The following is a 13,433-nucleotide window of genomic DNA, read 5'->3' as shown; positions in this document are numbered from 1 at the left end:
GAGCGCTTCCCTGCGGAGCCTGGCGGGCCGCTTCGGTGGGACCTGTTACCGCGACTCGGCGGGCGCCTTCTCCGGGCAGCAGAACAGGTGATCTGGCACCAGCATGGCGCAGCCGTCTTTCCAGGGGTCGTCAGGCGCGTAGTCCGTCCGGTTCTCCGCAGGATAGAAGTACGCTTTGGGCTTCGATGGATCCGCGCAGGCGCTGTCGCGCTCCGGCGCTGCCTCGCGGCCCTTCGGCGCGCCGGTGACCCTGGAGCAGGCCGTGAGCGCGGCGCCCGCCACGAGCAGCAGGAGGAGCGCCGCGACGGGCCTATGCACCCGCGGCGACGAGCGACCGGGCCGTCGCCGCGGACATGGCTGTTGTCGAGAGGTACCTATCGCCGCGCCCTCCGGGTGCATGGACATCAGCGGGTGCATCCGGCCTGCGGGGGGCTCGATTTCAAGAGCTCGCAGGCCGTAAGAGCGCAGCCGAGGCCAGCACAGGCCGCTTCGAAGCTGGGGTAGCAGCAGCCGGCAGCGAAGACCTCGAGGGCGACGCAGTCGACGAAGTCCTGAGCAGGTCGGGCCGGAGCAGCGCATCGTGCCGGCCTGGTGGGCGGCGGGAGGTCCGCTCTGGGCGCGTGACCGGAAGCAGGGCTCTGGGCGGGATCGGACGCCGGCGCGCCATCGGTCGCGGGCTCGGGCCCTCGGACCGGCCCCTGCTCGGGGGCCGTGTCGGGGCCGGGCCCCCGCTCCGCGAGCGAGCCTGGCCCTCGGCCGGGCGGAGCGTCCGGGGTCGCGGCCGAGGTCGTCGGGCTCGGCGTGCTCGTGCAGTGAACGAGGAGCAGAAGAAGCGAGAGCGACCGTCCGAGAGCGAGCGCCTGGAACGATGCGATCTTCCGCGTCATCGAGGGAGCATCGCACGATGGCCTGCGCGAAACCAGGGGAGCCCGCGTCGTACGCGCGCTCGTTCAGCCGCCAGGGCGGCCCCCCGCGCCGGCGACGTCGGTCAAGGCATAGTGTCTCATCTCCTGGATGCACCCGTAGAAGGGCTTCACCTTGGCGAAGAATGACGGGAACGACGCCTCCTTGCGAAACCCCTGGAGGTGGCCTTCCAGCGAGTCCCAGCGGATGCGGACGACGAAGCTCGCCGGCTCCTCGGTGCATCGGGAGATCTCGTAGTCGAGGCAATGCACGGAGCCGCGCAGCTCCGTGGCTGCGGCGCGATAAGCCGACAGGAACGCCTGCTCCTGCTCTGCGGGGATCGTGTAGCGAATGTACTCGATGATCATGGCAGCTTCCTGGGTTGGGGGCGCCCTGAGGGCTCCGGCTCCGTGCGGCGGCACCTGGGGGCGCCGTGCGGCGGCACGAGCCATCTGGAGACCAGAGATACGCGCTGGCGGATCGATCGTCGAATCGACAGCCGGTGAACCGATCCATAGACGATGTCTATGGGTTGCCGTGGTATCCATCGACCATGCGTCTGCCGTCGGTGGACACCCACCTTGTCGTGGCCTTGCACGCTCTGCTCCAGGAGAGGAGCGTCACGCGCGCCGCGCGCCGGGTGGGCGTGACGCAGCCCTCGATGAGCCACGCGCTTTCACGGCTGCGCGCCCATTTCGGGGATCCGTTGCTCGTCCAGGTGGGCAGGCAGATGACGTTGAGCGAGCGAGCGCGGGACCTCTTGCCGAGGGCAGCCGAGGCCGTCGAGCGGCTCGAGCAGGTCTTCTGCCAGGCCGAGCGGTTCGACCCGAGGCGCTCGACCCGCACGTTCCGGCTCGTCGCGACCGACAACCTGGAGCTGCTCGTGCTCCCGCCGTTGACCAGGATCCTCGCCGCCGAGGCGCCGCACGTGAACCTGCGGTGCCGCAACATCCCGCCGGATTTCGCCGAGCTCCTGCGCCGCGGCGAGCTCGACGCCAAGCTGGGGCGCGGCGGGCCGGTGCCCGACGGATGCCGGTCCACGCAGCTCGCGGCCGAGCAGCTCGTCTGCCTGATGCGGCGGGGCCACCCGGCCTCCCGGAAGGCGCTCACGGCGGGGCGCTACGCTGCCTGCGAGCACCTGATGATCTCGCCGCACGGAGAGGACCACAACGTCATCGATCAGGAGCTGGCGGCGCGGGGGCTGCGTCGTCGGGTGACCCTGACCGTGTCGCATTTCCTCGTCGCGCCGTTCATCCTCTCCGGCTCTGACCTGCTGCTCACCGTGTCCGCGCGGGTCGCCGTGGCGCTGGCCCGGAAGCTCGATCTCGTGGTGCGGCCGTGTCCGCTCGAGGCGAGGGGCTACACCTTGACGCTCGTCTGGCCGGAACGCTCCGAGAGCGACGAGGGCCACGGCTGGCTTCGCGCCGCCATCGAGCGCGCCGTCGCGTGTGAGCCGCTCGCGGGCCTGGGCGACGGCGGCTGAGGATCAGCTCCTGACGCGGAGCGGGAGCTCCTCCGCGAGGCGCAGGTCGAGACCGGATCGCGATGGGGCTGGCCTGCCACGCGGCGTGGGCCCGTGGCGACACCGATCCTTGGCGCGGTGTTGGTTTTCCGGGGGGCGCTTCGCGGCATGTGCCGTGCTCTTCCGGCCGGCATGCCGCGCCCCCGACTCGCCACGTCGATCGCTTTGCTTGCGCTGATCTCCGGCTGCGCCGCCCGCCCGCAGTCGGCCCTTCCCGTTGCCCTCGCGGTCCCGCCTGCGCCTGCACCGCGTTCGTTCGAGTCCAAGGGCGCTGAGGGCGCCGCGCTCGGCGGGGCGCTCCTGGTCTGGGGCCGCACGGGCGATGGGCCGCCTCGGACATGGCACCTCACCGAGGACGGCGCGGTGATCCGCGAGGAACCGGGGATCGTCGTGGCGACCGGTCGAGGGGAGTGGCGCTGGGAGGTGCGCGAGGTGAAGGTGGAGACCTCGGCCTGCGAGTTCGGGCCCGAGGAGACGCACGAGCCGGGCGAGGGCACCGCGAACCGCGCGGAGCTCGTGCTGCGCGGGACGGGCGCGCGCCAGCAGGTGATCGCGCCGCCGGACGCGGACGGCAGCAACGTGATCCAGCACGAGGCGGAGGTGATCGGGAGCGTCGGGCCGTACCTGTTCATCGAGGAGCGGACGTACAGCTATGCGTGCGGCGCACACGGCTTCGTGGGCGTGGAGTTCACGGTGTGGGACGCCGACAAGGGGGCGATCGTCAACCTGCTCGCCGAGGTGTCCGGCGTGCCGGCGCTGCAGGGCGAGGCCGAGGCGCTCCTCGACGAGGACGAGGCCGACCCCGAGGCCGCCCGGCAAGAGGAGAATGCGCCGGAGCTCGTGCAGATCGCGCCGGCCTACGACGCGCGGGGGGCGCTCCGGGTGACCGCGAAGCTCGCGCGCTCCGCGTGTTATGCCTGCGGCGACGGCGCGTGGAGCTCCTACACGCGCTCGGCGGTGGTGCCCGCCAAGAAGGCGCCGGCGCGCCTCGCGGCGTGGGTGCCCCCGCCGCCCGGCATGCAGAGCTTCCTGGCGGCGCACCCGGACCTCAACGTCGGCGGCTGGTCGCGGTCCGGTCGGGAGGAGTGAGGCGAGCGAGCCCCGCCGGCCCCGTCAGCCGTGAGGGCGGCGCGCCGCGCCGCCCCCTCACGGCCCCGCGTCAGAGCAGGTCGTCGAGGTCGTCCATGGCCTGCGACAGGTCCTCGCTCATCTCCTTCAGTTTCTCGCGGTCCTTCTCGAGCAGCACCGCCTGCGCCGCGCGCGCCTTGTCCCCGAGCTTCCGCGCGGCGAGCACGTTCTCGAGCAGGTACCGCCGCTCGGTCGCGCCGAGCGCCGCGAACGCGCGCCGCAGGACCGGGAGCGTGTCCTTGAAGCGCTCGGGAAGGATGCCCCCGAGGAACGCGTCGAGCGCCTCGACAACGGGGCGGCTCTTCACGAGCACGAGCGCGTTCACCTCGAGGAAACCGGCCAGGAACGACGCCGCCGCCTCGGGCGGGGCCGCGCTCCCGAGCCGCAGGCCGACGATCCGCGCCACCGCGTCATCGTGGTCCGGGGATCCGCCTTCGCGGTCCCCTCGGTCGTCGAGCTCCTGCGCCAGGTAGAGCAGCCCGCACGCGAGGCCCGACGCCGTGGGGTTCACCGCGTCGCTGTCCACGAGCGCCCGCGCCGCCTCGAACCACGCGGCGCGGTCGACGATCGGCTGCGACAGCGCCACGTCGTGCAGCGTGCGCAGCGCCTCCTTGGCCGGGGCGACCGCCTCGTCGCTGCCCGTGCAGCCGCCGTGGACGCGCAGGACCGCGCGCGCGAACGTCTTCTCCAGCATCGTCGCGATCACCCCGTCGCCGAGCGACGACAGCGAGCGCGACGACCCGAACGACGCGAGCCCCGCGAAGGCGCGGCACGCCCGGGCGAGCGACGGCAGATCGCTGTCGCCCGCGGCGAACCGGTCGCACGCGTCGAGCGCCGAGGCCGCCGCGCGGGCGCTCGACGCGAGCACGGCGTTCAGCAGCACGTCGGCGGCCTCGCCGGTCGTGTGGCACGCCGCGAGGTCCTCCTCGAGCAGCCGCGTCGCCACCTGCTCCAGCGTGTCGCCGAGGACGATCTTCTCGACGAGCGCCACGTCGGTCGCCGGCGTCCACTGCGCCTCCCACGTCTCGCTCAGCTGCCGGAGCAGCTCGTCCGGCGGCACCTCGCTCGCCGCCTGCCCGCGCCGCTGCCCGCGAGCGCCCGCGCCGCCCCGCCCGGCCGCCCGGGTGCCGGCGTACGCCGCATAGGGGATCTTCGCGATGCGGAGCCGGTGCAGGAGCACGCTCGTCCCGACCTCGACCTCGTTCGTGAGCGACAGCCGGAACGACTCGGGCGCGTCGGTGGCGGGGAGCCTGCGCTCGCGCACCTCGCGCCAGAACTCCTCCTGGAGCGAGTTCTTCCCGATGCCGCCCCCGACGCGGCCCACGTTGCGCCCGATGACGGCCGGCCAGAGGAAGCCGTCGACGTGCGTGGCGTCGCCGCGGCACATCGTGGCGATCGTCGCCTCGCGCACCTCGTCGAGGCCGGGCTCCGCCTTGCCGCGGAGCTCGGCGAGCGAGACCGCGAGGCGGAAGGCCTCGATGGTGTCGGCGAGCGAGGCCATGAAGCCGCGGAGGCGGAGGTGCTCGGTGAAGTCGATCAGCACCTCGAGGGTGGCGCGCCGGAAGTCGCCGCCCGCGTCGTGCGCGCGCTGGTAATACTGCGGCGCCCGGTTGCCCGCGCCGTAGCCGAGCTGCTCGGAGAGCCGCGGAAAGCTGAACGGGATGAGCGTCATGGCGCACGGGATCGGCGCCGGCAGCCGCGCCTCCAGCGCCGGATCGACGTCGCGCGCAGCGAACGCCGCCGCGTGCGCCGCGCCGAGCACGGCCGCGACCTCGCTCGGGGCGAGGTCCGGCCCCATGCGCTCGAGGATGCTCCGCGCCATGTACGCGTCGCGCGCCCGGTGGATCAGCCGGTCTCCATCGCTGCGCACGAGGTCCGCGTACGCGAGCAGGGCCTCGCGGAACGGCCCGGGATCGTAGCGGGGCGCCTCGAACGAGGCCTCCCAGAACTCCTCGAACGAGCGGAAGCCCCGGGCGCGCGCGCACGCCGCATAGATGCTCTCCTGCTCCCCTTCCGCGCTGGCCGGCCCGTCCCCGTCCCCGTGCTCGTGCTCGTGCTCGTGCTCGTGCTCGTGCTCGTGCTCGTGCGCGTGCGCGTGCGCGTCCTCGTGCCCTCCCGGATCGTCGGCGTCGTCGTGGCCGACCAGGGCGCCGTCGAAGGGCGCGAGCGTCGTGCCGACGGGGATGTCGATGAGCTCGACGCGCACGCCGTGCTCGAAGGCCCATTTCACCGCGACGTACTCGGGCGAGTAGGCGGCGAACGGCCACAGCGACGACGCGGGCTCCCCGTCGGTGCGGTAGCCGAGGATCGCCACGGGCGGGACGGTCTTCGGGTCGACGAGCGCCTCGAGGAGCGGGGTGGCGTCGCTCGGGCCCTCGACGAAGATCGCCTTCGGGCGCACCTCGTCGAGGTAGGCGCGCAGCGTCGCGCTGGAGCGCGGCGAGTGGTGGCGCACCGGGAAGAGGTGGACGGCGGCGAGCCGGTCGAGGTCCATCGGGTCCCTTCAGGTCGCGAGGCGCTTCTTGGCGGAGGCGTAGAACTCCTTCCAGAGCCCTGCGCGGCCCTTGGCCACGGTCTCGCAGTACTCGCGGACGGCCTTGAGGTCGTCGCCGCCCTCCTTGCTCACGGCGCCGAGCAGCGAGCGGGAGAGGTCGTCGGCGGTCACCTTCCCTGTGCCGAAGTGCTGCGCGAGGATGCCGCTGTTGAAGAGCACGCTGATGGCCTCCGCGGTCGACAGGACGGAGCCCGGGGTCTTCACCTTGGTCTTGCCGTCCTTGGTGACGCCGGCGCGGAGCTCCTGGAAGAGCGTGACGAGCAGCTTGGCGAGCTCGGCGGGCGGCTCGACGCCGACCTGGTAGTCGCCGCGGAGCTCGGCCTCGCGCTTCTGCACGATGCGGATCTCTTGCTCGAGGTCGTCGACGACGGGGACGGTGATGAAGTTGAAGCGGCGCTTGAGCGCGGCGCTCATCTCGTTGACGCCGCGGTCGCGGGTGTTGGCGGTGGCGATGAGGTTGAAGCCGCGCTGCGCGGGGACGACCTGGTCGAGCTCCGGGACGGCGATCTGCTTCTCGGACAGGATGGAGATGAGCGCGTCCTGGATCTCCGACGAGGTGCGGGTGATCTCCTCGAAGCGCGCGAAGCGCCCGTCGCGCATGGCGCGGAGGATGGGCGAGGGCACGAGCGCCTTCTGCGAGGGCCCTTCGGCGAGGAGCAGCGCGTAGTTCCAGCCGTATTTGACGTGCTCCTCGCTGGTGCCCGCGGTCCCCTGGACGACGAGGGCGCTCGTGCCGCTGATGGCGGCGGAGAGGTGCTCGGAGAGCCAGCTCTTGGCGGTGCCCGGCTCGCCGACGAGCATGAGGGCGCGGTCGGAGGCGAGGGTCGCGAGGGCGACTTGCACGAGGGCGCGATCACCGATGTACTTGGGGGTGATCGCGACGCCGCCGACGGGTTTGTCGCTGCCGAGGATGTAGGTCTCGACGGCCCTCGGCGAGAGGCGCCACCCGGGCGGCCTCGGCGCCGTGTCGTTGGCGGCGAGGGCCGCGAGCTCGTGTTCGTACTTGGTCTCGGCGGGCTGGCGGAGGTCGCTCATGGGTGGCACAGGAGGTTACCGCAGAACGGGGCGGAGAGCGGGAGGGAGAACGGCGCGAGCGGACTCGAGTTCGTGGAGGACCGGCGGGGACCGGCGGGCGTCAGGGGGGCAGGAGGCGATCTCGACGAATCCGACCCAGCCGGCCGTGCAGTGCTCACGTCGACTCACCCGGATCAGCCCAGGAACACGTTCTCATTGTGCCAGGACAGCAACGATTTGGATGGTCTGTCGACGGTTCGAGTCGGCACGTGGATCTGCTTGCCGTGCAGAGCGTAGTATGTGCGGCCGTTTGAGTAGTCCTCGCGAAGGCGTCGGCTCACCTCGAACCTGTGCTCCGGGGTCACGGTGACATAGCCCTGATCGAACAGGCGGTGGATGTCGGTACGGAGCAGGAGACCGTTCTCCACCTCGTGGCTCCCCTCCTTCGAGTAAGGCCGGATATGAGCGGCCTCGAGAACGGGGAGCGAATGCTCTTCCGTCACTGCGCAGGCCTTCGCGTAGGCGTCGGTCACCGAGAGACGAAACGTCCCTTGCCCCAGGCGCGGGCGCACGAGCTGCGGCGCGCCATAGCGCTCGGTCTGCTCCCGGGCCTGAAGCACGGCCGGCATCGACGGCGCGCTGGCGTCGCCGAGCTGCTTGCGCCGCGACCGGTCGAGGCATGTTTCGAGGAGGCGCCTCCCCTCCCCGTGCATCATGTCATAGGACTTTCCCTGAACGATGTTCGCTTTCCAGTCTGCCGGCTGCCGGATCCAGAAGCGCTCCTCAAAAAAGACCGGCTGTGCGATCATGAGGCAGCCGACGAGCGAGGTGTATGGATTGCTCCCGCCATCCGCTCTGTATTTGGCGATCCGCGCCAGCATCGTGGCCAGGTCAGGCGCGCCGTTCCCGACGCCGAACGCCTCCCACGCCAGCGTCGCGGGGACGACGACGTGGCGCGCGAACCAGCCGAATCCGGCGACGGCGTCGTGCGGCTTCTTCAGCTTGAAGAAGAACGGCTCGCCCGGCGCCACGGCGGCGAACCTGCGACCTCCGGACGGCTGCCAGAAGTTGACCTCCTGGAGCTCCGGGCGCGCCACCAGGAAGGAGTACCAGTCGAAATCCGTGTTGCCGACGTAACCTCGCACGCCGTAGCTGCTCCCCTGTGGAGACTATCAGGAGAGCATGGCGAGGGCGACCTGCGCGAGCGCGCGATCGGCGATGTGCGCGGGGGTGATCGGGCCGCCGCCGATGGGCGTGCCGCTGTCGAGCGATGTAGGTCTCGGTGGCTCTCAGGGCGGCGTCTTCCTGGTCGCCTCGGAGCCATATCGTTGGCGGCGAGGGCCGCGAGCTCTTGATCGTACGTGGCCTCGGCGGGCTGGTGAAGGTTGCTCCTCGGTGTCAGCGGAGGCGGGGCGTTCCGCCGGGCAATCAGAGGTCGATCGGCTGCACCCCAGATGCGGGCGTGGGCGGCGGCGTGCCCGGTGGCGGTGCAGCGGGCTCTGCCTCGCCGTTCGCGGGGCCTGCCGGGCGGGGAGGCAACGGAGGGAAAGCCGGGTGCTCTCAGGGGCCGGGTGAGGAGGCGACGGCTGGGACGTCGCGTGCCCTAGGGGGCTGGGTGGAGAGGCGAGGGTTGGGAGGGCGGGGGCTCTCGTTCTGCGGGTCAGAAACCCTGCCAGAAATCATAGCGATTTCCGCATTTCCTGGCTGTTTTGCCACTGAGGGCAGCTTCGGCGTGGCCGAACGCGCCCCGCTCCGCCGCCGCGCCAGCCGCTGCCCGGGGCCCACAGCATCATCGGTCGACATTGGCACCTGGCCCGGTCGTGAGGCGCCGAGGGAGCCGCCTTCGCTCGCGGCCCCTGCATGCAGTCCCGTCGCCATGGGAGCGCCTCCGACCGACCCGCCCATGCCTCGGAGCCCCGGGATCGCCTCATCGAGGGGGGCGAAGTCGCCCAAGCCGAGCTCTGCGGCCTTGTGGGCGGCGCGCTTGTAGTGGTGGCTTTGGCGGCTCGACTTGCAGCCGGTCCGATCAGAGATCTACGTCTCCTTGCGGCCGGTTGAGATCTTGATGGTGATGAAGGTCGCGCGTGTATCGTGCAAGCGGATATTCAGCCTAAATGCAGTGGTCTCGAACAGCTCAGACCGGTCGATGCCGGCGCGGCGCAGGTGGTTTCTGCCGGCGCGCGGCGGCTCCGAGGGGCCTGCGACGTCGACGTCAGCGGCCACCCCACGCGACCCAGCCCGGGGCTTGAGCGGCTCGCGATCGCCGAGCTGCAGGAACAGCTGCATCGCCAGATCGTAGTCGCACACCGCGCCGCCGAGATCGCCCTCCTCGGCGCGCGCGAAGCGCCGCGCCCGCAGCGCGTTGCCCTCCCCGTCGCGATCGTCCGCGGTCGGGGACAGCGCGAGCTCCTCGTCGTAGTCGCGCATCGCCTGCACCGGGACGCCCTCCCGTAGGCGTGGTGCGCCGCGATCCATGAGCACCTGAGCCTGCCCGAGCACGTCGCCCGTCGCCCGGAACAGCGCGAGTGCCTCGTCGTAGTCGCGCCCGGCGTTGGCGTAGTCGTTCCGCCGGAGCAGTAGGTTGCCGCGCTCCCGCATAGCGCGTTATCGCGCGCCTCCGGCGCGGTGCGGTTGAGGCTCGGAGGCGCCGCGCTCGAGGGGATAGGAAATCCAAATGCGATACGAAAGCCTAGCTCCTCGTAGTGGCCGTCCCACCGTACAGCCACGCTGCACGCGCTGGTTGACATAGAACACCTTACGCGATCCACCTCCCTCCTGAAAAAGTGCCGTTGTATCAATACCTTATCCGTGCATCGAAGGGGCCGCGTTCGCTTCACGGCCTGCGAGCTTGCACTCTGGGTACGGCCAGCTGCCAGTGCGCCCGCTTCCTTCAGGCTCGACCCGCCGGTTTCCGAGAGGTGCCCGGCGAAGCGGGGCGAACCGGGTCGGCGTAGCCCCCGTCGACGCGCCTTCGCAAAACCGCTATTTGTACTGGGGTAATGTGGTCGACGGAGGAACCCTCACGCCGTGCCGTTGAGGGGAGCCGCGAGGCTCCCCTGCCAGCGGCCATTGATCGCGGCTTTTCGGCCGAGCTGTTTCAAGCGCGCCCTTTGAAAGAGAGGCTCTGGGATATAACGTTCGGGCCGGTTCTTGTGCTCAGCGTCATCAGCCTGGTCGCGTTCCTGGAAGCCGCGCTTGACTGGACTGTGCCGAACCCGCCGGCGATCCTTTCGATGATTATCGTCTTCGCAGCATTCAGGGGCGGGCTCTGGAGCAGTATGATAGCCGCGCTCATATCCTGCGTCTATTTCGCGCTCTACTTCTCTAAAGACGGGATGCCGTTCCACTACAACGCGGACAATCTGCTTCGCGTGGTCGTCTACGCGGTGACCACCCCGACAGTGGCGGTCATGGCGAGCATCGCGAAGCACCGCGCATCTCGAGGAGCACAGGAGCGGCTGGCAATGGAGCGCGAGGGGCTCCTCCTGTGCTTCAGCACGCGGCTGAGCGCCCTCGACAAGCTGCTCGTCGAAGGGATAATCGTTGGCGTGCTAGGTCGGGAAACGGACTGCTATGTGGCCGAGTACCGTGTACAGGGTGATACCGCCATCGTGCGCCTGTGCGGTTCGCGTCGTGCTGATCTGGAGCGAGTCGCTGAAGCGCTCTACCTCCGTGTATGGGAGCAGGTGCATGTCCATCAGATGGCCCTCGTGCGCATCGTGGACGCGCTTCAGCCGAGTACCCTCAAAGCTGGCCTTGACGATCTGTTCGGCCAGCGCCTCGCGCGCATGGAGCTCCGCGAGCCGGCTCCGACGGTCGCAGATCCTGGCCCATCCGCGCAGGCGTTCGATGGCGCATGGGCTTCCCCGGCACCCCGGCCCGCCCCGCTTCGTTGGGCCTGGCATCGACCAGGACTTCCTGGTGAGGATCGCATCTTCACGGAGGCTCGTCCGCGTCGGATCTTCCTCTGCCATGCGCCCGACGACCTCAAGCATGCGAGAGCGCTGTGCACACACCTGAGCGTGATACACCGGCAGGGGCTTATCGAAACCTTTCGCGCCGAAGATATGCTTCCGGGTAGCACGGTTGCGGATGCGCTCGCCGCAAGCCTAGACCAGTCCGACATCGTCCTTTGCCTAGTGAGTGCCTCATTCCTCGCCCACGAAGGCTGTGCCGACCAGGTGGATCGTGCCCTGCGGCGGAGGAGCCGAAGCCGCGCGCCGATCGTGGTGCCGGTGCTCGTACGCCCCTCGGACTGGCGTGAGTCTCCGCTCGGGGTGCTCCAGCCACTCCCAGAAAATGGTCAGCCCATCACTGCCTGGGGCAGTGAGGACGAAGCGTGGTCGAGCGTGACGAGTGGGCTGCGTCGTCTGCTCCTCGCGGGATGAGGGGCGATCCGACCGAGAAATCAGGCATTAGTCCTTTCACGAAGATGCCGATGAGTGCGAGACCGAGCACCCGGCGATGCTTGGCTTGTCTGACGCGCCGCGTGCCGTCGGACGTTTGCAACTGGCGCCCTCAGCAAACACGTACATGCTTAGGGCGCCGACGTCCTGAAGAGCCGGATGTGAGGCCCACAAGTCCGGTTCTGTGAGAAGGGCCTCGGGAGACCGGGGCCCCTATCGATGGTGGAGAGCCGGCGCCACCGAGCGGCCGGTGGACACGGCGAGCAGCGTGGAAAAGCTCGGTTATTCACATTTTCTCTTTGGGTTCACGAGCCTGTGACTCGTGAACGCCTCTATGAGGATAGGCCGAGCACGTCCTCGACGAGGTGATCGAGCTCCTCCTGCGGAAGACCGGGATCGGGCACGCGCCGCCCGAGCCGCTCGATCTGCTCGACGGTCGGGACCCCGAGGTTCCTCAAATCGGTCGCGTTCACCTGGGTGTGCCCGTTGAACTGCCGAACGTGTGTATCCACGAGCGTCGAGTTCAAGAAGGCCACGAGGCCGCGCGCCATCACGGCCGGCAGCCCCTTGCCGCTTCGGTGAAGCACGTTGAGGTGGTTCTCGAACCCGATCCTGTCGCCCGGCGCGCTCTCGGGCGTGAAGAGGGCGGCGACGACCCGCCGCCGCTCCTCCTTCGACGAGAATCGCTTGACGAGCACGTAGTTCCCGCTGGGCATCCAGAGATCAGCCGTCTCGGGCGCGTCCACGAGGGCGTTCGGCTTCTTGCCGCGTTTGGGCCAGCGAACGACGCCCGACGCGAGGTGCGTCGGGTAGATCAGCGGACCGGTGCCCCTGCCGGGCTCCTGCCGCAAGAACTCGCGCGCTCGGAAGTCGACGACCTTTCCCGTCGAGACGCCCACGTTCAAGTCCGTCAATCGGGAGGGCATGCGCGCGAACGTGGCAGCGACCTTCTCCCCGGCGTCGTCCGGCACCACGTGGACGAACAGCTCGGGATCTCCGGGCCGGACGACGTGTTCGAACGGCACGGAGCGGACCGACAGCAGCTCGCCCTCGGGACCGCGCGACGACGAGATGGCGACAGGATCGCGCCGGCCGCCCCTGACGGCATGAAGAATGACGTTCTCTTGAAGGACCTCGTCCTCCGCGAACGCCGCTTTGCGCGATTCGAAGACGTGCACCCTTCGCAGCGACATCTCCCGGAAGAACAGCTCCCGGAACGGTCGAAAGTAAGGACCATTGCAGAAGCTCCGGGGGGTGATCGCGACGAGCTCCCCGCCCGGCTCCAGCAGGAGGATCGCGAGACCAAGAAAGGCCGTGTACAGGTTGCTGGTCTCGAGGCCCACGCGCCGCAGCGCAGCCCTGGCCTCGGTGTCCGAGTTGAGCTTCTTGTAGGGTGGATTCAGGATCGCGTGCGTGAACGAGCGCGGCATGCCCGGGCGAGGTCGGCCGCCGTCGAGTCGGTCGACGGCCGACCGGATGAAGTCGGCCTCGATGATGCGGGCAGCGAAGTCGATCCCGGCGCCGGCGCACTCGTCGCGACACGCGCGCGCCGTCCGACGAAGGTACGCCGCGAGCCGCGGGTCGATCTCGAAGCCAGTCGCGCGGATCGCGCTCGGGCGTTTCCGGCGGGCGCATGCGCTGGCCGTGAACGCGGCGAGGAGGCTGCCCACGCCGGCGCCGGCGTCCAGCACGCGGATTTCCTCGCAGGGCCGCTCGAACAGCGACGCCATGAACGACGCCACCGGCGGCGGCGTGAGGAACTGACCCAGCTCGGACCGCGCGCGGGGATCGAGCGCCCGCGCGGCTTCGATGCGGTGGAGGTCGACGCGGTCGAGGAGCGGCGGCGGGGCGGCTGCCTCGAGTCTCGCTGCCCGGCTCATCGATGACGTCGTTACCGCAGCTGGGG

At 70.1% G+C, this 13,433-nt stretch carries 10 protein-coding genes; 3 read left to right on the top strand and 7 right to left on the bottom strand.

Features of this window, described 5'->3' with window-relative positions; all coding sequences use genetic code 11:
* Positions 1-45: 45 nt before the first annotated feature.
* Positions 46-318, bottom strand: coding sequence for a hypothetical protein (locus WMF34_RS39610; RefSeq protein ID WP_044966922.1), 273 nt, complete (start codon positions 316-318; stop codon positions 46-48).
* Positions 319-950: 632 nt separating this feature from the next.
* On the bottom strand, positions 951-1,271 hold the full coding sequence (locus WMF34_RS39605) for a putative quinol monooxygenase (RefSeq protein WP_437991039.1): 321 nt from the start codon (positions 1,269-1,271) through the stop codon (positions 951-953).
* Positions 1,272-1,405: 134 nt separating this feature from the next.
* Here WMF34_RS39605 and WMF34_RS39600 point away from each other — a divergent pair, with 134 nt between their 5' ends.
* Complete coding sequence (locus WMF34_RS39600) at positions 1,406-2,386, top strand: LysR family transcriptional regulator (RefSeq protein WP_437991038.1); 981 nt, start codon at positions 1,406-1,408, stop codon at positions 2,384-2,386.
* Positions 2,387-2,557: 171 nt separating this feature from the next.
* Positions 2,558-3,514 (top strand): hypothetical protein, encoded by a 957-nt coding sequence (locus WMF34_RS39595; protein WP_437991037.1) that lies wholly within the window; start codon positions 2,558-2,560, stop codon positions 3,512-3,514.
* 70 nt (positions 3,515-3,584) lie between these two features.
* Here the strand turns inward: WMF34_RS39595 and WMF34_RS39590 are convergent, their stop codons facing one another.
* The 4 genes from WMF34_RS39590 to WMF34_RS39575 form a co-directional block, all read right to left on the bottom strand.
* Positions 3,585-6,047: a DUF5682 family protein gene (locus WMF34_RS39590; protein ID WP_437991036.1), complete on the bottom strand. Its 2,463-nt coding sequence runs from the start codon at positions 6,045-6,047 to the stop codon at positions 3,585-3,587.
* Positions 6,048-6,056: 9 nt separating this feature from the next.
* Complete coding sequence (locus WMF34_RS39585) at positions 6,057-7,142, bottom strand: ATP-binding protein (RefSeq protein WP_012240402.1); 1,086 nt, start codon at positions 7,140-7,142, stop codon at positions 6,057-6,059.
* Positions 7,143-7,315: 173 nt separating this feature from the next.
* Positions 7,316-8,152: an HNH endonuclease gene (locus WMF34_RS39580; RefSeq protein WP_437991035.1), complete on the bottom strand. Its 837-nt coding sequence runs from the start codon at positions 8,150-8,152 to the stop codon at positions 7,316-7,318.
* Between the two features lie 1,003 nt (positions 8,153-9,155).
* The gene (locus WMF34_RS39575; RefSeq protein ID WP_437991034.1) at positions 9,156-9,719 is read right to left on the bottom strand and encodes a hypothetical protein; all 564 of its coding nucleotides are present in this window, start codon (positions 9,717-9,719) and stop codon (positions 9,156-9,158) included.
* 554 nt (positions 9,720-10,273) lie between these two features.
* Here WMF34_RS39575 and WMF34_RS39570 point away from each other — a divergent pair.
* Positions 10,274-11,509 carry a TIR domain-containing protein gene (locus WMF34_RS39570; RefSeq protein ID WP_437991033.1) on the top strand — a complete coding sequence of 412 codons (1,236 nt, stop codon included), beginning with the start codon at positions 10,274-10,276 and terminating at the stop codon, positions 11,507-11,509.
* Between the two features lie 350 nt (positions 11,510-11,859).
* Here WMF34_RS39570 and WMF34_RS39565 read toward each other — a convergent pair whose 3' ends face one another.
* Entirely contained in the window at positions 11,860-13,407 is a 1,548-nt protein-coding gene (locus WMF34_RS39565; RefSeq protein WP_437991032.1) for an Eco57I restriction-modification methylase domain-containing protein, read from the bottom strand.
* Positions 13,408-13,433 lie beyond the last annotated feature (26 nt).

Origin of the sequence: Sorangium sp. So ce145, assembly GCF_051525985.1 — a bacterium.
GTDB classification, from domain to species: Bacteria; Myxococcota_A; Polyangia; order Polyangiales; family Polyangiaceae; genus Sorangium; species Sorangium cellulosum_B.
The sequence above is the reverse complement of the archived record's forward strand: the minus strand, read 5'-3'. Positions and strand labels throughout refer to the sequence as shown.